Below are 23826 nucleotides of genomic sequence, written 5' to 3' on the forward strand. Positions count from 1 at the left end.
TTGTCGCGGCACGGAGGAAAACGGTTCGGTTCAGACTTGGCGAAACACCAGATTTTTCATATTGGCATGCTATATGAACGGCCGGCCCCCAGCGGGGGCGGCTCAGGACGGTCCCGTAGCTCAACTGGATAGAGCATCAGATTTCTACTCTGAGGGTTGCAGGTTCGATTCCTGCCGGGATCGCCAAAGCCGCAGCCCTGTCTATTTGCGCCAGCGTTCATGATTAACGCGCGCCCCGTCGCCCCATTGCCGATCAGTCCTTCACGAACGCGTGCATCGCCGTGTCCCGGGCTTTGAACCGGGCGGATGTGCCCTATCTATCCGCGGCGGGCGAAGATGTGCCCGAGAAGGACGGTCGATGCCGCGAGCTGAGTTAACGAGAATGGGAATCGCCTTTGCGGTGGCGATCGTTGCGATGTCGTTTCTGGCGCTCGATGCCGTCGTAGACGTCAACTCCGGCGCCATCAAACAGCGGATCGAGACGGCGCAGGCCTCCATTGCGGATGTCGCCAGGGGCCAGCATCAGCTCGCCTCCGCTGTTCAGGCGTGGGCGCATCGCGGCCATCAGAAGCAACCATCGACGATCGAGTGATCCCGGCGAGGCGATAGATCGGTCGACAAGTCACGCCATGCCGGTGTGAAGGTTCAGAGCCGGCATTGATTCGACGTCCACCATTCGGCAATCGCCGCTGCAAGATCATTCCATGACCTGGTCGGCAGATCCGGGACCGCGACCCGCACGCTGTACCGATCGGTGGTCGCGTCGTGAAACCATTCGGTCGCGGCGAAATCGAAACCGAAGCTGCCGGCGTGGCGAATAGGATATCCCTGCCCGCTCAGATCGCGGCTCATGGCCTCGGCGGCTTGCCGCGCGCTGGCCTCATCGAGCGGGCGACGGCAGCGGAGCGTGACGTAGAGGCCGTGGACAAAGTGGAGTTCGGCCGCGAGCGAAGCAAGCTCGTGCGCAAAGAGCCGGGCCGCATGGCGGCCATTGCGCAGGATGGCTGCAACGCGCTTTTTGGTGAGCGCCCAATAGGCCTCGCTGCCGATGTAAGGCGGGAAATGCGCCGGGAGCGCCGCGCCACCGAGGAGCCGGACGGCATTGCGCGTCTCCGCAGCCAGCCGGCCGATGATCGCACCGCTTGCCTCAGCGCCCTGCCCGCTCCAGCGGACGAACACCGCAGAGCCGAGCCGTCCGTATTCGGCGCCAAGCGAATCGAGCTTGTTATGACTTCGCACCATCACGACCGGAATTCGACATCGCTGCGCCCAGCGCAGGACGCGGCGGATGCGGCCCGACCGGCCGGCAAAGCATGTCGTGTCGAAGACCAGCAGATCGAGCGCCGAGCCGTCGCAATGCAGGGCCGCCTCGAAAGCGCTTGCGGAAGCGGCCGAATCCAGCAGCAGAATTTGCGGTGTGCCGGCCCGGGCAAACGCATTGGACAGCGGCAGCCTCAGCGTGATCGGGCGCAGGTTCGGGACAAAGCGCTCGATCAATTCCAGCGTCTCGCCGTAAGAGCCCGGCAGCACCAGGATGTGCCCCGCGGGGAGGACCGGCGCGGAGGCCAGCAGCAGGGCCGAGATCGCGGCCATGCCGGAAGCGGTATAGATCGTCTCGTGGCTCGGGCCATGCTCGAGCTCATAGAATGAAGGGCCGCTGACACTGAGATCAGCCCGCTGATAGTCGTAACTGAATGCGAATGGGCCGCTCGAGGGACAGGCCGACGCCGACCACGCTGTCTCCGTCGCTTTCCAGTCCTGCAACTCATGCTCTGCGCGCAGCACTGCGGTGAGTTCGAATTTGGCCTTGATGACCTCATCCACCGATCGCGGACGAGACAGGCGCCGCGGGCTCTTCAGGCAATCGTTCAGCAGCCCAATTTCCCTGTGCTTGCGCTCGAGATAGGCCTCAATGGTCTCCATATGAGTCTTGCTGCGGCCGTCGGAAAACTTCCATCATCCTTCAACGTCCGGCGCGGGCCGGGGGTCCAAATATCGGCTCGCCCGATGATTGTTAATGCCGCGTTTCTACCGCGAAGCGGCAGCCCGACAAAAAATCAAAGGTTGCAAGGAACGGGATCACGACCCGCATGTTGTCTGCGATGAAATCGAGTGGTGCCGACCCGCCAGCCCCGGTCGGCTTTGAAGCGCCCCGTGCTTGTCCGCCGAGCACGGGGCTTTCTCATGCAGGCGCACAAAGCAAAAGGCGCAAGGCGAGCCCCGGACGTGCGTCGACCGAATCGATCATCCTCAAACCACATTGGCCAGCTTAATTGATCTTATCCGAAATCCGGGACGAGCGGCATCACTCGGCTGATTGGAATTCGCTCGGCTCCTCGTCGCGCCGATCGCGCGCGAGCTGATGCCACGCCAAGGCCAGCTCGATGAGCCGTTGCCGGTCGGGGCCTTCAGACGCCGCTGCGCGCTTCATCGCCGCCTCGGCTTCATGCTGTGGATCGTACCTCGTACACATGATGCCGATTTTAGCCGGCTGATATGGACAAGTGCGTGGCAATTTCGTCCGTATGATTGCGGTGGACAAAAGTCGCACCGGCGCACGCGTTTCCGCACGATATTACCGTGATGGATTTTGCGCGCGAGCCGCGTGATCATCCGGCCTGCCGGTCTTCGTATTTTCCTCATTCCACGACAGCCCGCCTTGGCGGCCCCTCCTCAAAGGCAGAAGCCGCAGCACAGGCAGAAGCATCGTTCCTGCACTGGCCCGTCTCCCGAGCAGCGATTTGCATGCGGGCGCCGGCGTTGGAAGCCGCCTTTGACTCCAACGCAAACGAGGCGGGCACTAGGCCCGCCTCGTTCATATTGGATTGCGCGTCGGAGGCTCAGTAGCAGGCGCGCGGATCGGCCTGCACGTATTGGCCGCTCGGATAGCGGTAATAGCAAATGCCCTCGGCCCAATAGTAGCCGGGGCGCGAGGCAGCCGTCGCGCCGGCGATGGCACCGGTCGCACCGCCGATCACGGCACCTGCGGCCGCCCCCGAGGCATTGCCCGAAAGCAGACCGCCGAGCACCCCACCGACAATGGCACCGCCGAGCGCGCTCGCGCCGGGATCGGCGGGCGGCGGTGGAGGTGGCGGCGGCTCATAGGCGACCGGCGGCCCGGCCGGCACATAGGCCACCGGCACGTCGTCATCATAGTCCTCGGAGACATAGGCGGGCGGGCCGTCCATCCGCTGCGGATAATAGTACCAGACGCCGCCGACGTCCCACCACCAGCCGGAGCGGCCGTTGTGGACCTCGTGGCGCCAGCGTCCGCCCTCCCAGGCAAGATTGCCGCGATAGGCGTGTCCGCCCCAATCGCGCGTCGGCACGGGACCGCGTGCCACGGCACGACCGGGTCCGGGAGGCGAACCTCCCGCATTCCGGGGGCCGGGGCTGTGGGGACCGGGAGCCACCCGGGTTTGGCTGCCGGGCTGAGGTGCCGGGCGCGTCGCCTGCTGCGGCGGAGGCCCCTTACGCATGGTTTGATTGGCCGGAGGGGGCGCGCCCTGCCCCGGTGGCTGGCCGGCGCCCTTGGGCGGACCGGCGTCCTGCGCCTGCGCGGAGACCGCCAGCAAGGACATGGCCGAAACCATGGGAATGATGATTTTCACGCGGCTGGACGCACTCATTCGTGCCTACCCCCTCAACTTCGAGAAAATTGCCGTGGTCCAAGCGCGATCAACGATTCGGAGCGCGCCTGGCTGATGCCGGCTGACATAACTGGCCTCCCAAATCAGGCCATGTCCCATTACAAATGTTTAAGATCACGGCAATTTTTCGTCCGGAGACGTTGCGGGACGCCTCTAGCGCGCCGGCTCGATCACGTTGCAATTGCTGCGGCCGGACATCAGGCAGTCCTGCATCTTGCTGGCCGAGGTCAGATCACGGGCGAGCCATAAGCCTATACCGAGGAGGACGGCGGCAATGACCAGCCCGGCTATCGCGCCGCGGCGGCTGTCGCCGGATCGGGGCTTTGGTGTACCGGGCCTCCCGGCTGGGTCAGGCTTGAGCTCTGGTTTGGACATGGGACCTTGCCGCTCGGTGAGGCCCTTTATCACCTCTGCGACGTCGCGTCACATCTCACGCGCCGGCTAGCCGCTGGTCGGCCTCACCGCTTCCTTGCGCGAGGTCTCAACCGCCGGGATCGCCTGCTGCGCGCGCGGCGCGCAACTCGTCAGGATGAAGACGGTTTGGGTGCACTCCCAGGCGGCCCCGAGGACGCTGCTCTCGATGGGGTGTGGCCGCGCGGCCAACAGCACCGCGCCTGCGACCGCCGCTGCTGCGACCGTGATTGCAAGGGCTTTCAGGCTCAGCCGGAAAAAGATCATGCCCGTGCTCCGTCTCGTTAGGGCGGACGCTAGGCGCCGCCGCTGCGTGCCCTTATGAGGGACATCACAATTCGGCAGTTTTTCCGGGCTACGAAGGATCGGCTGGTTCAGCGATTTCGTGGACCTGATCGGCTGCGATTATGGGTGGCTTCGCGGCGCGTGGCGATGTACACGCTTCTGCGTCGCGTGGCGCCTGCTTGTGCCCAGCCGACGTACCAACAGGCAGTGATGTAGGATCGAAAGCGAGGAAGACAAGGCTCGTCGAATGAGTGGATTTAGGGAACCCGGCTTCGCAGACCGGCAAAAGGCGGCACAGGATGCCCGCAAAAATCTTTTAAACAAGTTCAAGTCGCAGCCGGGCCCTGACGATCCTGCTGTCGCGGCGAAGCGTGCCGAGCGCGAGGCGCTTGCAGCCAAGCGCGCCGAAGCCAAGGCCGCGCGCGAGGCCGAAAAGGCCGAGCAGAAGCGCCTTGAGGAAGAGGCCAAGGCCGCTGAAGCTGCGCGCCTTGCGCGTGAGGCCGAGGAAGCGGCCGCCAAGGCGGCAGCGCTCGAGGCCGAGCAGAAGGCCAAGCGCGACGCCCGCTACGCCGCCCGCAAGGCCAAGCGGAAGTAAGCTTCAACAAAATTTGACCTGGGGCGCATGCGCTTCAGGTCAAATCATGCCGGACCGGGCGCGCATGCGCGCAACCGGCGATGGATCATGGGCGGAGCCTGATCAAACAAATGCCGGGCTCGCCCCGTTTGAGGCGGCCGGCATGACGGCAGGAGATCAGTTCTTCTTCATCATCCCGTCGTCTTTCTTCATGCCATCCTTCGACATCGTGTCCTTCTTCATGCCGTCGTCCTTGGACATGTGATCCTTCTTCATGCCGTCCTTGGACATCGTGTCCTTCTTCATCATGCCGTCGTCCTTGCCCATCTTGTCCTGGGCAAAAGCGGCCGGCGACAGCGCCAAGCCAAGCGAGAGAGCGGCAGCCGAGACGCCGAGCACGATGCGGGTGCGAATGGTCATGAGACATATTCCCTTCGAGATGATGTTGCGAAAGCGACAGGTGCCGCTACTCAATCTCGACGGATCGACACGCCTGCTTGTTACGGGGCGTTGCGAACTTTTTTCGTAAGCCGTCGGACGCTTGCACGATCGCTCCCCGACCAAAAGCGTTAATGACCGAACACGAGGTCTTGGCGAGTGCAGCGCAGCAAGGCGAACACTTGCCGCGGGCTTCCATCTCGAACTATCAGATGAGAGGAAGTTCGGGCGAAAGACCGGCCAAGATGGGCCACGGCGCCGGTCTCAAGACCCACTCAGATCATGTCAAACAAGAACCGTTCAAGGGGATTCACCATGCTCACGCGCCGTCATCTGCTCGCGACCGCCGTCGCCGCACCCGCCATTCTCCGCTTCGGCATCGGCACCGCGCACGCCGCGACGACGCTGAAGATCTCGCACCAATTCCCCGGCGGCACCATCGACAAGGGCGATTTCCGCGACCGGCTCTGCCGCATGTTCGCCGCTGAAGTTGCCAAGCGCAGCAACGGAGACATCGCCGCGGAAATCTATCCGAACTCCTCGTTGATCAAGACCAACGCGCAGTTCTCGGCGATGCGCAAGGGCGCGCTCGACATCTCGCTTTATCCAATGCCCTATGCCGGCGGTGAATTGCCCGAGACCAATATCGGTCTGATGCCCGGCCTGGTCACCACTTACGACCAGGGCATGCGCTGGAAAAAGGAGCCGGTCGGCAAGGCGCTCTCCGACTTCCTCGCCGACAAGGGCATCATCTTGCTCTCTTGGGTATGGCAGGCCGGCGGTGTCGCCAGCCGCTCCAAACCGATCGTGGCACCGGAAGACGCCAAGGGCATGAAGGTGCGCGGCGGCTCGCGCGAGATGGACATGGTGCTGCAGACCGCCGGCGCCTCGGTGCTGTCGGTGCCATCAAACGAAATCTACGCGGCGATGCAGACCGGCGCGTGCGATGCCGGCATCACCTCCTCCACCAGCCTGATCTCGTTCCGCCTCGAAGAGGTCGCGAAGTCTCTGACCTCGGGCGCGGGTGCGTCCTACTGGTTCATGCTCGAGCCGTTGATGATGTCGAAGGCGATCTTCGACAAGCTGCCGAAGAACCAGCAGGACATCCTGGTCGCTGTCGGGGAAGAGCTCGAGACCTTCGGCCGCAAGGGCGCGCAGGACGATGATATCGAGGTCGCCAAGGTCTACGAGAAGGCCGGCGCAAAAGTCTCGGCGCTCGATGCCGCGACAGTCGGCAAGTGGCGCGACATCGCCCGCGACACCGCCTGGAAGGACTACAGCGCTAAGACCGCAACCGCGGCCAACCTGCTCAAGCTCGCGTCCGACGTCGCTGCATGAGCCACGGTCCGCTTCCGGATCGTGACGACCAGGCGAACGCTGCTGCAAGGACCGGCCTTGCGGCAGCGCTCGATCGCGGCCTCGCCATCCTCAATCGCATCATCGTCGTGTTCGCTGCGCTGGCGCTGGTCGCAGCCTGCGCCATCCTGAGCTACAGCGTGCTCAGCCGCGCCTTGTTCAAGGCGGCCAATTACTGGCAGGACGAGGCCGCCGTGTTCCTCCTGGTTGGCGCCACCTTCATGACGGCGGCCTATGTGCAGCAGAACCGCGGTCATATCGGCATCGAGGCTTTCGTCGGCCTGTTGTCGCCAGTGGCAAACAGGATCCGGCTCTGGTTCGTCGATGCGGCGACGTTCCTGTTTTGCGTGTTCTTCACCTGGAAGTCGTGGACACTGGCGCACGAAGCCTATGTCGACGGCCAGGTCTCGAACTCGATGTGGTCGCCGCCGCTCGCCATTCCCTATTCCCTGATGGCGCTCGGCATGAGCCTGCTCTGCGTCCAGATTCTCGTGCAGCTGGCGCTGCCTTTCGCAGGAGCCAAGCGGCCATGAGCGTTTTCGGTATTGGTATCGCTTATGGGGTCGCGACGCTGCTCGTGATGTTCTCGGGCATGCCGATTGCGTTCGCGCTCGGCGCGGTCGCGGTCGTGTTCATGGGCATCTACATGCCCTCGGCTTCGCTCGATACGGTGACGCAGAACGTCTACGAGGAAATGGCCTCGATCACGCTGCTGTCGATCCCGCTGTTCATCCTGAAGGGCGCCGCGATCGGCAAGTCGCGCGCCGGCCAGGATCTCTACTCGGCGCTGCATGCCTGGCTGCATCGCGTGCCCGGCGGCCTCGGCGTTGCCAATGTCTTCGCCTGCGCGCTGTTCGCGGCGATGGCGGGCTCAAGTCCTGCGACCTGCTCGGCCATCGGCTCAGCCGGCATCCCCGAGATGCGCAAGCGCGGCTATTCCGGCGGCTTTGCGGCCGGCATCATCGCCGCCGGCGGCACGCTCGGCATTTTGCTGCCGCCCTCGATTACCATGATCCTGTTTGCGGTCGCCGCGGAAAAATCGCTGGGGCGCCTGTTCCTCGCGGGAATCGGTCCAGGCCTGCTGCTGGTCTCGCTGTTCGGATTCTATGCGGTGTTCCGCTTCCGCCAGGAATATGCCGCGGCTGAAGCCGCCTACAAGAACGGCGGCCCGGAGTCCGCGATCCTCGCCCGCGACGAGTACACGCTCGCCGAACGATTCAGTGTGCTGCCCCGCGTGATCCCGTTCGTGCTGCTGCTGACCGGCGTGATGGCAGCGCTCTATGGCGGCTTTGCCACACCGTCGGAGACGGCAGGTCTCGGCGGACTTCTCGCACTGGGGTTGATCGCGGCGATCTACGGCGTGTGGCGGCCTGAAGATCTCGGCCCGATCATGAAATCGACGATCCGGGAATCGACCATGTTGATGATGATCATCGGCATGTCGCTGCTCTATTCCTACGTGATGAGCTATCTGCACATCTCGCAATCGGCGGCCGAATCCGTCGTCGCGATGCATCTGCCGCGCTGGGGGCTGCTATTCGCGATCCTCGTCATGGTGGTCGTGCTCGGCTTCTTCCTGCCGCCGGTCTCGATCATCCTGATGACCGCGCCGATCATCCTGCCGCCGCTCCGCGCCGCAAACTTCGACATCATCTGGTTCGGCGTGGTCATGACCATCGTGATGGAGATGGGGCTGATCCATCCACCGGTGGGATTGAACATCTTCGTCATCCGCAACGTCGCGCCGGACATTTCGCTCAGCGAAGTCATCTGGGGCACGCTGCCCTTCGTGCTCCTGATGATGGGCGCGGTGCTGCTGCTGTGCCTCGTGCCGGAGATCTCGACCTGGCTGCCGGATCTTGTGATGGGACCGGACGGGAGCAGGTAGCGGCAGACCAGTGCCGTAGGGTGGGCACGCTTCCGCCTTCGCTCTTCGAGCTACGGCGGACAAGTCGCTTTGCCCACCCTGCGGCGCCTCCGAACGCGCCGTCATCGTGCTCAGCGCTGTGCGCCGTCGAGGCCTGCAAGAATCTGTCGGGTGCGCTTCATTGAAAAATCATATGTCGCCCGATCGAAGGCGGATGGGTTGCCCCGCATCATGTAGCCGTGACACACCCCCGGTAAGATGTGCACTTCGACGTTCCGCATGCGCGCGGCCAAATCCCGATACGCTTCACACACCTCCACAGGCGCGCGATTGTCCCGGTCCCCCCAGATGAAACAAACTTGCTCGCGAACGCCGACAAGCTCGTGAACAAAATCCAGCATCTGCGATCCATGACAGCAGATACCGGCGGCATAGCCAAGTCGCTTTGGCCCGAGGATCGCATATGGACCGCCGTAGCAAAGCCCCATGACTGCCGCCTGTCCATTGAACTGCGGGAGTGTGCCGAGGTACCGCAATGTGTCGGCCATGTCGTCCTCGCCGACTTTGATGTGCTCAAGGCGCGGCTGCGAGCGCTGGGCAGCACGCGGATCGCCCCGGGACAGCGGGCCGGCAATCGAACGCCAGAACAGGTCGGGCACCGCGACAATGAATCCTTCCGTCGCAAGCTCGTCAGCGATCATGCGCATGTCCGCATCTACACCATGAATGGCCGAGGCAAGCACAATCCCGGCAACGGGCTGTTCAACCTCTGGCATGACGAGATAACAATCGAACTCACCGCCGCCTTGCGCGCTAATCCTTCTTGTCTTCCCCAGCATGTCGACCGCCGCGGATTTCGCCACGCTCCTAGAGCTTGATCTTCGCAAGGCTTATCACCTTGGCCCACTTCTCGGTTTCACTGGCCATGAGCCTGCCGAAGTCGGCCGACGAGCCGCCAAGTCCCGTAGCATCGAGGCTGCCGAGATGCTTTTTGAAGGCGGGATCGGCCAGCGCGGCATTGATCTCCTTGTTGAGCCTGTCGATGATGTCGACCGGCGTGCCCTTCGGCGCACCGATGCCGAACACTGAACTTGCCTCATAGCCGGGCACGAATTCGCCGATGGCCGGCAGCGTCGGCAACGCGTCGGACCGTGCCGCGGTCGTTATTCCGAGCGCGCGCAGCTTGCCGCTGTTGATATGCCCGGTCGTCGGCGCCAGATTTGCAAACACGACATGCACCTGTCCGCCGAGCAGGTCCGTGATCGCTGGCGCCACCCCCCGGTAGGGCACGTGCTGGATATCGAGCCCGCCGGCCTCGAGCTTGAACAGTTCGGCAGCGATGTGGGTGATCCCGCCTACGCCGCCTGAACCATACGACAGTCTTCCCGGATTGGCTTTGGCGTAGGCGATGAACTCCGCAACCGTGTTGGCGGGGACCGACGGGTGGATCACCATCACCAGGGCGCCCCGAGACAGACTTGCGACCGGCGCGATATCCCGCAGGAAATTGAAATCGAGATTTTCGTAGAGCGTGGCGTTGATGGCGTTGGGCGAACCGACCAGCAGGAGAACGTAGCCGTCCGGCGATGCGCGCACGACCGCGTCGGTGGCGATATTGCTCCCTGCTCCGGGCCGGTTCTCGACAACAAATTGCTGACCGAGCCGCTCCGAACACCATTGCCCGACCAGACGCGCAAGGATGTCATTTGGTCCGCCCGCGGCAAAACCGACCATGATGCGGACCGGACGGGACGGATAGCTTTCCGCCCACGCCAAGCCGGACAGCAGCGAGGGCGCAGCCGCGCCCGCGGCAAGGTGCAGAAACCGACGTCGGGAGGGGGTCATCGCTCTTGCTCCGTCGAGCCTGTACGCGCCGGCTCTCCTCAACAGTCAAGGATAGTTGATGCTGTCATAAGCACATAAGGCTATTATCTGATGAGATCATCTCAAATTGGAAATGAGGCCCGCCTCATGCAGATGAGCGATCGCATCGGGAAACGATTGAAGCTTCAGGACCTGCACGTGCTCATGACGGTGGTGCAGGCCGGCAGCATGGGCAAGGCGGCGCTCATGCTCAATACCACCCAGCCGAATATTTCGAGATCGATCGGCGGGCTCGAGCAAGCGTTCGGCGTCCGCTTGCTGGATCGCCACCAAAAGGGAATCGAGCCGACCGAATGCGGCCGCGCGTTGCTCGATTGCGGAGCTGCCGTTTTCGACGAGCTCCGCCAGGGCGTGAAAAGCATCGAAAGTCTGGCCGACCCCACCGCCGGTGAAGTGCGGATCGGAAGCACGGCTTTTCTGGCGGCGAGCTTCGTTTGCGCGCTGATAGACCGTCTGTCCCGGCGTCATCCGCGGATCAGGTTTCAGCTCGTGACCGGCTACATTGAGGCGCTTCACCGCGATTTGAGCGAGCGCAAGGTCGATCTGCTGATCGTGCGCAGTGCTGGCGCGATTGCCGACGACCGGCTTCGTTTCGAATTTCTTTTCGAAGACCATTACGTCGTGGTGGCAGGTGTGACGAACCGATTGGCCCGGCGCCGCAAGATCCAATTTCCCGAGTTGGCGGACGAAGCCTGGGTATTGCCACCGCGTGAAAGCGTTATCGGGTCGATCCTCCTGGAAGCGTTTCGAGACGCCGGGCTCGAATATCCCTACGCAACAGTCGTGACAGATTCTCCCCATATGCGGGTCAGCCTGTTGGCAACAGGCCGTTTCATCACGGTCTTCCCGGCCTCGGCGCTGAGATTTCTCGCCAAGGAAGCCGCCCTCAAGGTCCTGCCTGTCGATCTACCCAAGGCCCGCCGACCGAACGGCATCGTGACTCTGAAAGATCGCGCCCTCAGCCCTGTTGCCCGCCTGGTGATCGACAGCGCACGTGAGTTTGCAAAACCAATGGCGAAGCAGACATGACAGGAGCACGTCTGCAATGGCCCGTGGTCGACCTTATAGGTAGGAAGCCGCCCGCTTCTTCTTCGCGTTCAACGCGGCGGCCACGCGGCTGACGGGCGGCTTGCCCAGCACGACGCTCATTGCATTCGTTGCCTCGAGCAGTTTCCCCATATCGACGCCGGTCGTCATGCCCATGCCCTCGAGCATGTAGACGACATCTTCGGTCGCGACATTGCCGGTCGCTCCCGGCGCGTAAGGACAGCCGCCGAGACCGCCGGCGGCGGCATCGATGACGCGAACGCCCTCCTCCAGGCCGGCATAGAGATTGGCGAGAGCCTGCCCATAGGTGTCGTGGAAATGCATCGCGAGCTTTGCCGGCGGGATATTGGCGGCGACCGCACACAGCATCTCCTTGGCCTTCTCTGGCGTGCCGACGCCGATGGTGTCGCCGAGCGAGATTTCGTAGCAGCCGAGGTCCCACAGCGCGCTGGCAAGATCGGCAACCGCTTTCGGCTTGATCTCGCCATCGAACGGACAGCCAAGCACGCAGGAGATATAGCCGCGCACCTTCACGCCATCCGCCTTGGCGCGCGCCAGCACCGGCTTGAACCGCTCGATGGACTCCGCGACCGTGCAGTTGATGTTGGCGCGCGAAAAGCCTTCCGAGGCCGCAGCGAACACCGAGACCACTTTGGCGCCCGCCGCCCGCGCCGCGTCATAGCCCTTCTCGTTCGGCACCAGCACGTGGAATTCGGCACCCTTGACGTGGGCAACGCCGCGCAGCACGGCGTCCGAGCTTGCCATTTGCGGGATCGCCTTGGGTGAGACGAAGGCACCGACCTCGACGGTATTGAGACCGGCTTCGACCAGCGCCTCGATGAAGGCGATGCGGGCCTCGACGCTGACCGGTGTCTTCTCGTTCTGGAGGCCGTCGCGCGGCCCCATCTCGATGATGCGGACGGGATCGCTCATCTCACTCCCCCGACGGCTCGACCACGGCGAGCTCGATGCCTTCCTGGACGATGTCGCCGACCTTGCACTTGATCGACTTCAGGACTCCCGCGAACGGCGCGCGCAGCGTCTGCTCCATCTTCATCACCTCCAGCGTGAGGATCGGCGCGCCTCTCTCGAGTTTCGCCCCCTCTTCAGCCAGCACGGCGACGACGGTCCCAGGCAAGGGGGCCGCGATCTTGTCCGCGCCGGTTTGCTCCTCGGTCTCGCCGCCGAACGGATCGACCCAGTGAAGGTCGAAGCGGCCGTTGCGCGTGCGCAAGTACAGCTCATGGCCATCGATCACGGCGGCCACCGACGATTTGACGCCATCCAGTGTCAAATCGAAGCCGCCATCCTTCGACGCGACCGAGAACGCCAGCTCGCGCTCACCGATCACGAGCGTTGACGGCCCGCTGCCATAGTTCAACGCGACTTGCTGTTCGCCTCCGTGGCCAACGCGGAAGGCAAAGCTGCGCTGGCGGCGGCCGACCGGCTGCCAGCCGAAGGTCTGCCAGGGTGAATGCGTCTCGCCTTGCGCAGCCCGCTGCTCGTCACTGACGATCGCGGTCACGGCAGCACACAGCTCAAGCTCTCCGGGTGGCGGCGAAGCCTGTGTCAGGGCCGCCAGCTCACGCTCGATGAAGCCGGTGTCGATCGCGTTGGTCCGCACCTTCGGATGCGTGATCAGCGCGGACAGGAACGGGATGTTGGTGACGATGCCACGGACGTCGGACTCTCCCAGCCCGCGGTTGAGCCGGTCGATCGCGACGTCGCGCGTCGGCGCCCAGGCGATCATCTTGGCCAGCATCGCGTCATAATACGGCGAGACACTGTCGCCCTCGCGATAGCCGGCGTCGATGCGCAGGCCGCCGGTCTCCTCGGGCACGCGCCAGGTCGAGATCCTGCCGACCGACGGCATGAAGTTCTTGGTCGGGTTTTCTGCGTAGACACGCGCCTCGACGGCATGGCCGTTGAGCCTGATCTGGTCCTGCTTCAGCGGCAGCGCCTCGCCGAAGGCGACGCGCAGCTGCCATTCGACGAGATCGACACCCGTGATCAGTTCGGTCACGGGATGCTCGACTTGCAGGCGCGTGTTCATTTCGATGAAGAACACATCCTTGCCGTCGGAGACGAACTCGATGGTGCCGGCGCCGACGTAATTCACCGCGCTCGCCGCCTTGCGCGCGGCAGCGCAGACGGTCTCGCGCTGGTCGGCATTGAGTGTCGGCGACGGCGCCTCCTCGATCACCTTCTGGTGGCGGCGCTGCAGCGTGCATTCGCGCTCGAACAGCGACAAGAGATTGCCGTGGCTGTCGCCGACGATCTGCACCTCGATATGCCGGGGATTGTCGACGTATTTTTCGATCAGCATGCGATCGTCGCCGAACGCCGCCTTGGCCTCGCGCTTGGCGCTGACGATGGCGGGACCAAGCTCGGCGGCCGAACGCACGATCCGCATGCCGCGGCCACCGCCGCCGGCGGAGGCTTTCACCAGCACGGGGAAGCCGACTTTCTCGGCCGCCTTTGCCAGCGTGGCATCGTCCTGCGCATCGCCGTGATAGCCGGGCACCAGCGGCACGCCGGCCTTCTCCATCAACGCCTTCGAGCCGGATTTCGAGCCCATCGCGTTCATCATCTCGGCGGTCGGGCCGACGAAGACGAGGCCTGCGTCGTAGCAGGCCTGCGCGAATTCTGCGTTTTCCGACAGGAAGCCATAGCCGGGGTGCACGGCTTCCGCGCCGGTCTTGCGCGCGGCCTCGATCAGCCGCTCGACATTGAGATAGCTGTCGCGGGCCCGCGCCGGCCCGAGGAGCACGGCCTCATCCGCGAGCGCCACGTGCATGGCGTCGCGGTCGGCCTCGGAATAGACCGCAACCGTGCGCAGCCCCATGGCGCGGGCAGTGCGGATGACGCGGCAGGCGATCTCGCCGCGGTTGGCGATCAGGAGCGTGCGAAAACGCCGGTAGAGCTTTGAACGGTCCATCGCATCACATCCTGAACAGGCCGAACTTCGTCGGCTCGATCGGCGCATTCGACGCCGCCGAGAGGCCGAGGCCGAGCACGAGACGCGTGTCGGCCGGGTCGATCACGCCATCGTCCCACAGCCGCGCGGTCGCATAGTAGGGGTGCCCCTGGCTCTCATATTGATCGCGGATCGGCTTGCGGAATTGATCCTCCTCCTCCTTCGACCAGCTATCGCCCTTGGCCTCGATGTTGTCGCGGCGGACCTGGCTCAGCACCATCGAGGCCTGCTCGCCGCCCATCACCGAGATGCGCGCATTCGGCCACATCCAGAGGAAGCGCGGCGAATAGGCCCGTCCGCACATGCCGTAATTGCCGGCGCCGTAGGAGCCGCCGATCACGACGGTGAATTTCGGCACCGAGGCGGTCGCGACCGCCGTCACCAGCTTGGCGCCGTCACGCGCGATGCCGCCGGCCTCGTACTTCTTGCCGACCATGAAGCCCGTGATGTTTTGCAGGAACACCAGGGGAATACCGCGCTGGCAGCACAGCTCGATGAAATGCGCGCCCTTCAGCGAGCTCTCGCTGAACAGGATGCCGTTGTTGGCGATGATGCCGACCGGAAAACCCCAGATATGGGCGAAGCCGCACACCAGCGTGGTGCCATAGAGTTTCTTGAACTCGTCGAATTCGGAGCCATCGACGATGCGCGCGATGATGTCGCGCACGTCGAACGGTTTGCGGCCGTCAACCGGCACCACGCCGTAGATCTCCTCGGCCGCGAATAGCGGATCGCGCGGCTTATGCATGTTGAGGTTCGGCCGCGTGGACGGCTTCAGCGTGCCGACGATACGCCGGGCGATGCCGATGGCATGCGCGTCGTTCTGGGCGTAGTGGTCGGTCACGCCCGATTGCCGCGAATGCACGTCGGCGCCGCCGAGCTCCTCGGCGCTCACCACCTCGCCGGTCGCCGCCTTCACCAGCGGCGGGCCGCCGAGGAAGATGGTGCCTTGATTGCGCACGATGATGCTCTCGTCCGACATGGCCGGCACATAGGCGCCGCCGGCGGTGCAGGAGCCCATTACGATGGCGATCTGCGGGATACCGGCCGAGGACATCTGCGCCTGGTTGTAGAAGATGCGGCCAAAATGCCGCTCGTCCGGGAAGATCTCGTCCTGCAGTGGCAGGAAGGCGCCGCCGGAATCGACCATGTAGACACAGGGAAGATTGTTCTGCCGCGCGATGTCCTGCGCGCGCAGATGCTTCTTCACCGTCATGGGATAATAGGTGCCGCCCTTGATGGTGGCGTCATTGGCGACGATGACGCATTCGCGGCCCGAGATGCGCCCCACCCCGGTGACGACGCTCGCCGAATGCACGTCGCCGCCGTAGAGACCGTAGGCTGCGAGCGGCGACAGCTCCAGGAACGAGGTGCCGGGATCGAGCAGCAGGTCGACCCGCTCGCGCGCCAGCATCTTGCCGCGCGCGGTGTGGCGTTTGCGCGAGGCCTCGCCGCCGCCGCCGGCAACCTGACTGAGCTTTTCGCGCAAATCGGCGACGAGACCGCGCATGGCCTCGGAATTGCGTGCAAAATCTGATGACGATGGATCGATGCTGGAATGGAGCGGCATATGGTCCCGCGCTTCTGGTGACGTGGTTTGAGTGAAGGAGCTTTAAGCGGTTTCCGACATCAGCTCGCGGCCGATCAGCATGCGGCGAACTTCCGAAGTCCCGGCGCCGATCTCGTAGAGCTTGGCGTCGCGCCAGAGCCGCCCCACAGGAAACTCGGATGTATAGCCGACGCCGCCGAGTGCCTGGATCGCCTCGCCCGCCATCCACGTCGCCTTCTCGGCGGAATAGAGGATGGCGGCCGCCGCGTCCTTGCGCAGGCTGCGGGCGTGATCGGCGCGGTCGCAGGCCTTTCCCACGGCGTAGACATAAGCGCGCGTCGCCTGCCAGGTCGCATACATGTCGGCGAGCTTGCCCTGCATCAGCTGGAAATCGCCGATCGGCTGGCCGAACTGCTTGCGCTCGTGCATGTAGGGCACGACCGCATCCATGCAGGCCGCCATGATGCCGAGCGGGCCGCCCGAGAGCACCGCGCGCTCATAGTCGAGGCCGGACATCAGCACCCTGACGCCCTCGCCCACCTTGCCCAGCACGTTCTCCTCCGGCACCTCGCACTCGTCGAAGAACAGCGGATAGGTGTTGGAGCCGCGCATGCCGAGCTTGTCGAGGTGCTGGCCGTGGGTAAAACCCTTGAAACCCTTCTCGATCAGGAAGGCGGTCATGCCGCGCGGGCCGGCCTCCGGATCGGTCTTGGCGTAGACCACGAGCACGTCGGCATCGCCGCCATTGGTGATCCACATTTTGGAGCCGTTGAGCACATAGCGGTCGCCGCGCTTGTCGGCGCGCAGCTTCATCGAGACCACGTCGGATCCCGCACCCGGCTCGGACATCGCGAGTGCCCCGACATGGTCGCCGGAGATCAGCTTCGGCAGGTAACGCTGGCGCTGCGCGTCGTTGCCGTTGCGGCGGATCTGGTTGACGCAGAGGTTGGAATGGGCGCCGTAGGAGAGCCCCACCGCGGCCGAGCCGCGCGAGATCTCCTCCAGGGCGACGATATGGGCGAGATAGCCCATGTTGGAGCCGCCATATTGCTCCGGTGCGGTCATGCCGAGCAGGCCGAGATCGCCAAAGCGCTTCCACAGGTCGGCCGGGAACAGGTTGGCCTTCTCGACCTCGGCGGCGCGCGGGGCGACCTCCGCCTCGACGAAGGCGCGAACCGTGTCGCGCAGCATGCCGATGTCTTCGCCCAGATCGAAATCGATGCTCGGGATGTTCAAGGCGATTCCTCCAAGGATCTTGCAAGTTCTTGTCGGGTCCGAACCTACCCCCGCCCGGGCGCCGTGGCGGTCGAAAAGGTTGCATTTTCCGCCAAGTTTGGCGAGGATTTTCCAAAGGACCCCCGATGCCGTTCCAGGCCGCAACCGCAACGCCGCGCCGCGCCATGACCCCCGCTGCCTTCGTCCGCGGCGTGGTCGCGGCCTATGCCCGCTATGGGCGGGATCCGGCCGAGGCGCTGGGCAAGGGGCAGGTCCTCCCGGAGCTCGTCAACTCCAGCGATGGGCGGGTGACAGCCGCGCAATTCGAGGCGCTCGCCGGCCACGCCATGCGCGAGCTCGACGACGAGGCGCTCGGCTGGTTCTCGCGCCGGCTTCCTTTCGGCACCTATGGCATGCTGTGCCGCGCCTCGATCACCGCGCCCAATCTTGAGGTCGCCCTGAAGCGCTGGTGCCGGCATCACCGCCTGCTGACCGAGGACGTGCTGTTCGAGCTCGCCGTCAGCGGCGAGACCGCGACCATCTCGCTTCGCGAGCAGCGCGATCTCGGGCCGTTGCGCGAATTCTGCCTCGTCACCCTGCTCCGCTACGTGCTCGGCTTCTCCTGCTGGGCGGTGGATTCCGCGATCGCGCTGCGCGCCGCGGAATTCCCGCATCCCGAGCCCGCCCATGTCTCGGTCTATCCGACCATCTTCTGCAAGCACATCCGTTTCGATGCTGATTGCGCCCGCATCGTCTTCGACAAGCACTATCTCTCGCTGCCGCTGACGCGGAGCGCGGCCGATCTCGACGGCATGCTCAAGGGCGCGCTGCGCCTCACCGTGCTGCCCTATCGCCGCGACCGGCTGCTGGTCGAGCGCGTCAGGCGTGTGCTGCGCGAGGCGCGCGGACGCATTCTCGGCGCGGAGGATGTCGCCAGCGAGCTTGCGCTCTCCACCCGCACCATGCACCGGCGGCTCCGTGAGGAAGCAACCTCATTGCGCGACCTGAAGGAAGAAGCAAAGCTCGAGCTCGCCAAGCAGGAGCTGATGCGCGGCCGCACGCCGATCAAGCGGATCGCGGAGATCGCCGGCTTCCGCAACGAGAAGAGCTTTTCGCGGGCTTTCCGCAGCTGGACCGGCGCCAGCCCGCGCGAATTTCGCGGAAAATATCGGTGAAGCGCGCACGATGTTGCGTGTTTCTCACAAATTTACGGCCCCCGAGATCGCCCCGGAGGCCGCAAAGCTCGAAACAGCTTCTAACGCTTTGCGTTAGTTCGAGTTGGTCTGCGCGCCCGGACGAAGCTTCGGGTGCTTGGTCTGCTTGGGCTGGAAGGCGAGCGCATCGCTTGCGGTCTTCGCGCCGCCGCTCTGCGAGCAGGTGCCGCCGATGCCGCTGGCTGCCGACCGACACGCTTCCATCGTCGGATAGCCGCAGCCGTGAGCGGCCTGGGCGCCATTGGTAATGCAGTAGTCCTCAGCCTTCGCGGTCGGCGCCGTCAGAACCAGAAACGCAGACGCAACCAGCGTCGCAGCCGAGGCTGCGAACGTCTTCGAAATCGAGATCATGTTGTCTTTTCCTGCTTAAGGAGTCCCACGAAAGAGTCCTCGGCATGCGACGCAGGCTGAGGGTTCACACCCCGGATGTAGGCCGCGCGCCGGCGCCGACAATCACGGCTCAGCGCATTGCAGCACTTCGTAATTCACATGTCTTTGTTATGTGATCTACTAAGCTATATAATGCCTCACATGACGTGGCGTGCGACGGACCCCTTAGCCCGCCGATGCCGCAAGCATGACGTCAGGCACCGGCAGCGGCACGTCCTTCGCGACGCCCAGCACGGGAAAGCTGCGGACGTTCTTCACGTTGGGCATGGCGGCGAAATGCAGCAGCTGCTGGCGCATGCTCTCGACGCTCGGTGCGACGCATTTGAGGAGATAGTCGGTGTCGCCCGAAATCCGCCAGCACTGCTGGATGCGCGGGATTGCGGCGATGGTGCCCTCGAACGCTTCGAGCACCGGCTGGGCCTGGCTGCCGAGCTGGATCGAGACGAACGACACCACCTCATAGCCCAATAGCCGCTCGTCGATGACCGCGCGCACCGCGCGGATCACGCCGCGGCCGAACAGCGATTTGAGCCGCCGCAGGCAGTTCGGCGCGGAGACGCCGACGCGCAGCGCCAGCTCGTTGTTGCGGACGCGCCCGTCCTGCTGGAGTTCGGAAAGTATCCTCAGATCGACGCCGTCGAGCTGCTCACGCGCGGCCATCCCCCCACCTCGTCATGGTCCGGTCATGGGGGCAGCGAAGCACGCGGCGCAAGGGGTGCCAAGGGCTGATCGGCGAAGACCGGCGAGGAGAAGCCCCTTCAGTGCGTCCAGGGCTCGCCGCGGCGGAAGGAGAAATTGTCGGCGTAGGCGACCTGGCGGTGCAGCGACTCCTTCGGCTCGATCACCTGGTAGGCGATGCCTTTGCGCTCGCAATAGGCGATCGCCTCGTCCTTGGTGTGGAAGCGCAGCGTGATCTGCTGCTTCATGTCCCCGGACGAGGTCCAGCCCATCAGCGGCTCGACCGCGCGCGGCTGCTCCGGCTCGTAATCGAGCTGCCATTCCTTGGTCTTGGAGCGGCCGGATTGCATCGCGTTCTTGGCGGGCTTGAAAATGCGTGCGGTCATTGGCGATCCGGCCTCTTCGTCTTTCGTTCGATATTGATGCGTCACGGTAGCGATTGGTCGAAACCGCGGGCATAGTATAGAGACACCTTTCGGGAACTGATCGGTGATTCCGCCCCTCCCGGGGTCCTCGCCGACGGGTATAGTCATTATGCTGCACTGTGACAATTGCGTACCCGCCTTCCGCCCGGGAATCCCGCCCGGGGGACTCGCCTCGCCGCCTTCAGCTTATTTGCCCCCTTCGAGAGCTTCCGTCGCATGGCCTTCCTGAACATCAACGCCACGCTCCCCGACAAGGGCCGTGACCTCAGGCTCGACCTGTTTCGCGGCATTGCCAACTGGGCGATCTTCCTCGATCACATCCCCGACAATATCGTGAACTGGATCACGACGCGCAATTACGGCTTTTCCGACGCGGCCGACCTGTTCGTCTTCATCTCCGGTTACACCGCCTCCTTCGTCTATGCGCGGATGATGCTGGAGCGCGGCTTCATCGTCGGTGCCACCCGCCTGACCAAGCGGGTCTGGCAGCTCTACGTCGCCCACATCATCCTGTTCGTGATCTACATCGCCTCGATCAGCTATCTGGCGCTCCGCTTCGGCGACTCCGAGATGATCAATGAGTTCAACGTTGCCGGCCTTGTCGACAACGCCACCGAGACGCTGCGCCAGGGACTGTTCCTGCGCTTCAAGCCGCTCAATCTCGACGTGCTGCCGCTCTACATCGTGCTGATGGGCCTGTTTCCGCCGGTGCTGTGGTTCATGCTGCGCAAGCCTGACCTGACGATGGTGCTATCCATCATCCTGTGGCTGACCGCGCGTCACTTCGGCCTGAACCTCAACGCCTATCCGGCCGGCCAGTGGTACTTCAACCCCTATTGCTGGCAGGTGCTGTTCGTGTTCGGCGCCTGGTGCGCCATGGGCGGCGCGCGGCGTTCGATGACGCTGATCAACGCGCCCGTTACGCTGTGGCTCTGCCTCGCCTATCTCGCCTTTGCGCTGGTCATGACCATGGCCGGCCGCTTCCCGACGCTGGGCGGCATGTTTCCGGAATGGTTGTTCTCGGCCTTCAATCCGAACGACAAGACCAACCTTGCGCCTTATCGCTTCATCCATTTCGTCGTGATCGTGATCCTGGTGATCCGCTTCGTGCCGAAGGACTGGCCGGGCCTGGAATGGAAGATCTTCGATCCGGTGATCGTCTGCGGCCAGCAATCGCTCGCCGTGTTCTGCGTCGGCGTGTTCCTGTCCTTCGTCGGCCATTTCGAGCTGTCGATGAGTTCGGGCTCGCTGTTCGCGCAGCTGTTCGTCTCCATCGCGGGCATCGCGATCATGACGACGGTCGCCTACTACATCTCCTGGTCGAAGCGGCAGGACAAGCCGCTGAAGCCCCCGCCGGCGAAGCCCGCAGCCTCACCGGCAGCGAAGGCGGCCGCCTGAGCTGCCCGCGAACGCTCGCGCCTCCAGGCGAGCGTTCCGCCTCCATGGCCATGTCCGGCTTGTCCGGAATCGGATTGACCTGCGTCAACCGGGGGCGACGCCGGCCGGCCTAATGTTGCCAAGACATACGCCGCCGCAATGTCGGCAGCTTCCCCCTTGGACAAGGCCCAAGCACATGCCCTCTCATTTTCACGCCGTGGTCTGGATAGATCATTCGCAGGCTCGCATCTTCCATCTCGGCCTGAGCGGCTCCGACGAAGTCACGTTGCATCCGCAACTGGCGACGCGGCACCTGCATCACAAGGCCAACGCGATCGGCAGCGGCCATGCCGCGCCCGACAAGACGTTCTATGCCGAGGTGACCAAGGCTCTCGCCGATGCCGGCGAAATCCTCATCATCGGTCCGGCGGGCGCGAAGACGGAGCTCGCCAGCCACATCCGCGCCCATGCGCCCGAGCTCGCCAAGCGCATCGCCGCGGTGGAATCGGCCGATCATCCCTCGGATAACGAAATCGTCGCCTACGCCAAGCGTCACTTCAAGCTGCCGCTGCCGCGCATTCAGGCGCCGGGAGCGGCCTTGGGCGAACGACACTCGGGTTGACGGGAGCGGCTCAGGCCGCAGCCTCGCCATCGTATTCGGTGAATTTCTTGTAGATCCAGTCACGCCCGTCGTGACGGCGCCAGACCTTGCCATAGACGAGCTGCCCGTTGATCGAGCGGCGCGGCAGGATGACGGTCCAGAGGTGCCATATCTCGGTCCAGTTCGACCGTGGGCGAACCGTTTTCGAGGTGAGATCGAAAGCCATGACGGACAACTCGCGCGAAACGAAACGCCGCGACGAATGTGATCTCGTATGAACCGCTGGATGCGGCGGCGTCGCGTGCCGGGACCGGTTTGATACCAGTCGTCAAAATGGCCGCAACGACAGCTCGTGCTTAACCTAACCGATCAACCTTACTCGCCGACGGGACGTTGCCCTTGCCGGTTGAAAGGCCTGCCTATCTTTCCTAAGATATTTGCGCAATTTGAGAACGAGCACGCCGATTGCGAAGCGCGTGCCCAGTGATTTCGAACTCGGACTGATTTTTAAAGAGCCGATTGCGCGGGTTAATGATGATGAATCTGCAATGTGCATATTTGCGCCTGGCGATGCCTTCGCCGCCGCCGACACAGCTTGGCCAGCGCACCCACGACAGTTCGCCGAAAGCCGCCAATGACAACTATCCGGTCTGGCCGCTGATCCCGTTTCCGGCGGGCTGGCACGCCTCGAACTGAGCCCGCCAAGAAGCGCAACGCCGCGCAAGCGGAGTATCATCGCTTGGCGGCGTCCGTTAGGTATTGGGCGCTGAAATCCCCAACACCGATGTGTCTATGGCGACGTCCAAAGGTTCGACGAAGCTTTGGTAATTCTCCGCCTGCAATCGGTTTGGATCCCTCATCAGAGTCCACGGCTTGCAGCTGAAGCCCAGTTGCCGTCGGCGCCGAGCACCTCTTGCGAATGACAGATCTGCCGGGTCCTCTGTTCGCACCTTCAACGCCGGGCCTGCGGGGAGCAGGCCCGGCGGGCGCGAAAAGACGACGACCCGCTCCGCATCTCTGCTTCCGGGATAGCAACCAATCCCGCCGCCATGAGTTGCAGGTTTTTCCCATCCTGTCTGTTGGGCCTGCGAGCAGCTCTTTCGCTATTTGCTCGCCGTGGATGGACAGTCATCCCGTCTCACGTCCGTGAGTTGGAGCGCGGCCGGTGAATTTTCGCGAGCAAACGGAGACCAATGATCAGCAGGCCATCGGTCAAGGGGATGAAGTGAGCCAGGTTGATACGACCGAGAAACTGTCCGAGGCAGAGGAGCCCCGGACGTCGCTGTTTGCAATCTGCTGGCTCGGCGTCGCGGTGATCGCGATGATGGGCTGGATCTGCGCGCTCGGCTGGCTGGCCTGGCGCCTGGCGAATTGGGCGCTGTTCTGAGGCTGAACCGGCCGCGACTTGTTGGGCTAATTGACGGTGCCGCCGCTCTTGGGTTTGGACGAGTGCTTCACCGCCGGCTTGGCCGGCACGGCCGGCTTCTTCGACACATCATCGCCGCGGGCAGCTCCCCAGGGATCGACCGGCTTCTGGTCGGGAACATTGTTGAGCGAGCGTTGATAGGCACGCTCCGCCTGCCTTTCCGCCGCCTTCTCCGACTCCGTCTTCGGTGTGGCCTCTTCATGGTACTGCGGAACATGGTCCTGCGCCAATGCGGGGCCGGCGATCACGGCGAATAGGATGGCGATGGCGATTTTCCGCATCGAAACACTCCCGGTTGTACGACGAACATAACAATGCGCCGATTGCGGCAAGAATGCCCGCTCGCTTCTGCGCAAAGTACTTGAAAAGCTGGTCGGGGCAGCTGGATTCGAACCAACGACCTGCAGTACCCAAAACTGCCGCGCTACCAGGCTGCGCTATACCCCGAATGTCCGGCGAGCC

General features: G+C 63.9%; 28 protein-coding genes and 2 tRNA genes. 12 read left to right on the top strand and 18 right to left on the bottom strand.

All coding sequences use genetic code 11. From position 1 onward, the window contains the following. Positions 1-109 precede the first annotated feature (109 nt). Positions 110-186, top strand: a tRNA-Arg gene (locus XH89_RS20400). A gap of 196 nt (positions 187-382) precedes the next feature. Next, positions 383-592 carry a hypothetical protein gene (locus XH89_RS20405; protein ID WP_246767571.1) on the top strand — a complete coding sequence of 70 codons (210 nt, stop codon included), beginning with the start codon at positions 383-385 and terminating at the stop codon, positions 590-592. A gap of 53 nt (positions 593-645) precedes the next feature. Here XH89_RS20405 and XH89_RS20410 read toward each other — a convergent pair whose 3' ends face one another. From XH89_RS20410 to XH89_RS20425, 5 genes are all read right to left on the bottom strand, one after another. Continuing rightward, positions 646-1923 carry a hypothetical protein gene (locus XH89_RS20410; RefSeq protein ID WP_194462240.1) on the bottom strand — a complete coding sequence of 426 codons (1278 nt, stop codon included), beginning with the start codon at positions 1921-1923 and terminating at the stop codon, positions 646-648. A 382-nt stretch (positions 1924-2305) separates the two neighbouring features. Beyond that, positions 2306-2431: a hypothetical protein gene (locus tag XH89_RS41875; protein WP_256439967.1), complete on the bottom strand. Its 126-nt coding sequence runs from the start codon at positions 2429-2431 to the stop codon at positions 2306-2308. A gap of 409 nt (positions 2432-2840) precedes the next feature. After that, positions 2841-3629, bottom strand: a complete 789-nt coding sequence (locus tag XH89_RS20415; protein ID WP_194462241.1) for a hypothetical protein — start codon at positions 3627-3629, stop codon at positions 2841-2843. A gap of 174 nt (positions 3630-3803) precedes the next feature. Next, entirely contained in the window at positions 3804-4025 is a 222-nt protein-coding gene (locus tag XH89_RS20420) for a hypothetical protein (RefSeq protein ID WP_194462242.1), read from the bottom strand. 66 nt (positions 4026-4091) lie between these two features. Then, positions 4092-4328, bottom strand: coding sequence for a hypothetical protein (locus XH89_RS20425; RefSeq protein WP_194462243.1), 237 nt, complete (start codon positions 4326-4328; stop codon positions 4092-4094). Positions 4329-4593: 265 nt separating this feature from the next. Between XH89_RS20425 and XH89_RS20430 the strand changes: the two genes are divergently transcribed. Then, positions 4594-4941, top strand: coding sequence for a DUF6481 family protein (locus XH89_RS20430; RefSeq protein WP_194462244.1), 348 nt, complete (start codon positions 4594-4596; stop codon positions 4939-4941). Positions 4942-5097: 156 nt separating this feature from the next. On the opposite strand, the gene XH89_RS20435 is transcribed toward XH89_RS20430, so the two are convergent. After that, on the bottom strand, positions 5098-5340 hold the full coding sequence (locus XH89_RS20435) for a pentapeptide MXKDX repeat protein (protein ID WP_128962548.1): 243 nt from the start codon (positions 5338-5340) through the stop codon (positions 5098-5100). 333 nt (positions 5341-5673) lie between these two features. Between XH89_RS20435 and dctP the strand changes: the two genes are divergently transcribed. From dctP to XH89_RS20450, 3 genes are read left to right on the top strand one after another with little or no spacing between them, the layout of a single operon-like run. Then, positions 5674-6696 (top strand): TRAP transporter substrate-binding protein DctP, encoded by a 1023-nt coding sequence (gene dctP / locus XH89_RS20440; protein WP_194462245.1) that lies wholly within the window; start codon positions 5674-5676, stop codon positions 6694-6696. Next, entirely contained in the window at positions 6693-7247 is a 555-nt protein-coding gene (locus tag XH89_RS20445; protein ID WP_194462246.1) for a TRAP transporter small permease, read from the top strand. The genes dctP and XH89_RS20445 overlap by 4 nt, the downstream gene beginning before the upstream one ends. Next, the gene (locus XH89_RS20450; RefSeq protein ID WP_194462247.1) at positions 7244-8602 is read left to right on the top strand and encodes a TRAP transporter large permease; all 1359 of its coding nucleotides are present in this window, start codon (positions 7244-7246) and stop codon (positions 8600-8602) included. The genes XH89_RS20445 and XH89_RS20450 overlap by 4 nt, the downstream gene beginning before the upstream one ends. A gap of 110 nt (positions 8603-8712) precedes the next feature. On the opposite strand, the gene XH89_RS20455 is transcribed toward XH89_RS20450, so the two are convergent. After that, on the bottom strand, positions 8713-9420 hold the full coding sequence (locus tag XH89_RS20455; protein ID WP_194462248.1) for a dienelactone hydrolase family protein: 708 nt from the start codon (positions 9418-9420) through the stop codon (positions 8713-8715). A 28-nt stretch (positions 9421-9448) separates the two neighbouring features. After that, on the bottom strand, positions 9449-10426 hold the full coding sequence (locus tag XH89_RS20460) for a tripartite tricarboxylate transporter substrate binding protein (RefSeq protein ID WP_194462249.1): 978 nt from the start codon (positions 10424-10426) through the stop codon (positions 9449-9451). 126 nt (positions 10427-10552) lie between these two features. Here XH89_RS20460 and XH89_RS20465 point away from each other — a divergent pair, with 126 nt between their 5' ends. Beyond that, positions 10553-11494, top strand: coding sequence for a LysR family transcriptional regulator (locus XH89_RS20465; RefSeq protein WP_194462250.1), 942 nt, complete (start codon positions 10553-10555; stop codon positions 11492-11494). A 33-nt stretch (positions 11495-11527) separates the two neighbouring features. Here the strand turns inward: XH89_RS20465 and XH89_RS20470 are convergent, their stop codons facing one another. The 4 genes from XH89_RS20470 to XH89_RS20485 are packed head-to-tail and all read right to left on the bottom strand — an operon-like array spanning position 11528 to position 17274. Further along, complete coding sequence (locus tag XH89_RS20470; protein WP_194462251.1) at positions 11528-12445, bottom strand: hydroxymethylglutaryl-CoA lyase; 918 nt, start codon at positions 12443-12445, stop codon at positions 11528-11530. 1 nt (position 12446) lies between these two features. Next, on the bottom strand, positions 12447-14450 hold the full coding sequence (locus XH89_RS20475; protein WP_194462252.1) for an acetyl/propionyl/methylcrotonyl-CoA carboxylase subunit alpha: 2004 nt from the start codon (positions 14448-14450) through the stop codon (positions 12447-12449). Between the two features lie 4 nt (positions 14451-14454). Then, positions 14455-16059 (bottom strand): carboxyl transferase domain-containing protein, encoded by a 1605-nt coding sequence (locus XH89_RS20480; RefSeq protein WP_194462253.1) that lies wholly within the window; start codon positions 16057-16059, stop codon positions 14455-14457. Positions 16060-16101: 42 nt separating this feature from the next. After that, positions 16102-17274, bottom strand: a complete 1173-nt coding sequence (locus tag XH89_RS20485; protein ID WP_194462254.1) for an isovaleryl-CoA dehydrogenase — start codon at positions 17272-17274, stop codon at positions 16102-16104. Between the two features lie 125 nt (positions 17275-17399). On the opposite strand from XH89_RS20485, the gene XH89_RS20490 reads away from it, so the two are divergent. Next, on the top strand, positions 17400-18428 hold the full coding sequence (locus XH89_RS20490) for an AraC family transcriptional regulator (protein ID WP_194462255.1): 1029 nt from the start codon (positions 17400-17402) through the stop codon (positions 18426-18428). Between the two features lie 93 nt (positions 18429-18521). Here the strand turns inward: XH89_RS20490 and XH89_RS20495 are convergent, their stop codons facing one another. From XH89_RS20495 to XH89_RS20505, 3 genes are all read right to left on the bottom strand, one after another. Next, the gene (locus XH89_RS20495) at positions 18522-18818 is read right to left on the bottom strand and encodes a DUF3551 domain-containing protein (RefSeq protein ID WP_194462256.1); all 297 of its coding nucleotides are present in this window, start codon (positions 18816-18818) and stop codon (positions 18522-18524) included. Positions 18819-19022: 204 nt separating this feature from the next. Beyond that, entirely contained in the window at positions 19023-19517 is a 495-nt protein-coding gene (locus XH89_RS20500) for an Lrp/AsnC family transcriptional regulator (protein WP_194462257.1), read from the bottom strand. 98 nt (positions 19518-19615) lie between these two features. After that, entirely contained in the window at positions 19616-19921 is a 306-nt protein-coding gene (locus XH89_RS20505; RefSeq protein WP_194462258.1) for an ETC complex I subunit, read from the bottom strand. A 255-nt stretch (positions 19922-20176) separates the two neighbouring features. Here XH89_RS20505 and XH89_RS20510 point away from each other — a divergent pair, with 255 nt between their 5' ends. After that, the gene (locus tag XH89_RS20510) at positions 20177-21358 is read left to right on the top strand and encodes an OpgC domain-containing protein (RefSeq protein ID WP_194462259.1); all 1182 of its coding nucleotides are present in this window, start codon (positions 20177-20179) and stop codon (positions 21356-21358) included. Between the two features lie 175 nt (positions 21359-21533). Continuing rightward, positions 21534-21959 carry a translational machinery protein gene (locus tag XH89_RS20515; protein ID WP_194462260.1) on the top strand — a complete coding sequence of 142 codons (426 nt, stop codon included), beginning with the start codon at positions 21534-21536 and terminating at the stop codon, positions 21957-21959. A gap of 10 nt (positions 21960-21969) precedes the next feature. On the opposite strand, the gene XH89_RS20520 is transcribed toward XH89_RS20515, so the two are convergent. After that, a complete protein-coding gene (locus XH89_RS20520) occupies positions 21970-22164 on the bottom strand; it encodes a hypothetical protein (RefSeq protein ID WP_194462261.1) in 195 nt (64 codons plus the stop codon). Positions 22165-22469: 305 nt separating this feature from the next. Between XH89_RS20520 and XH89_RS20525 the strand changes: the two genes are divergently transcribed. Together XH89_RS20525 and XH89_RS20530 are read left to right on the top strand one after the other, a co-directional pair. Further along, complete coding sequence (locus tag XH89_RS20525) at positions 22470-22634, top strand: hypothetical protein (RefSeq protein WP_194468740.1); 165 nt, start codon at positions 22470-22472, stop codon at positions 22632-22634. Between the two features lie 469 nt (positions 22635-23103). Continuing rightward, complete coding sequence (locus XH89_RS20530) at positions 23104-23325, top strand: RNA-binding protein (protein ID WP_194462262.1); 222 nt, start codon at positions 23104-23106, stop codon at positions 23323-23325. Positions 23326-23351: 26 nt separating this feature from the next. Here XH89_RS20530 and XH89_RS20535 read toward each other — a convergent pair whose 3' ends face one another. Then, on the bottom strand, positions 23352-23645 hold the full coding sequence (locus XH89_RS20535; protein WP_194462263.1) for a hypothetical protein: 294 nt from the start codon (positions 23643-23645) through the stop codon (positions 23352-23354). Positions 23646-23734: 89 nt separating this feature from the next. After that, positions 23735-23811 (bottom strand) — tRNA-Pro (locus XH89_RS20540). Positions 23812-23826: the final 15 nt, after the last annotated feature.

Source organism: Bradyrhizobium sp. CCBAU 53340, assembly GCF_015291645.1.
GTDB lineage: Bacteria > Pseudomonadota > Alphaproteobacteria > Rhizobiales > Xanthobacteraceae > Bradyrhizobium.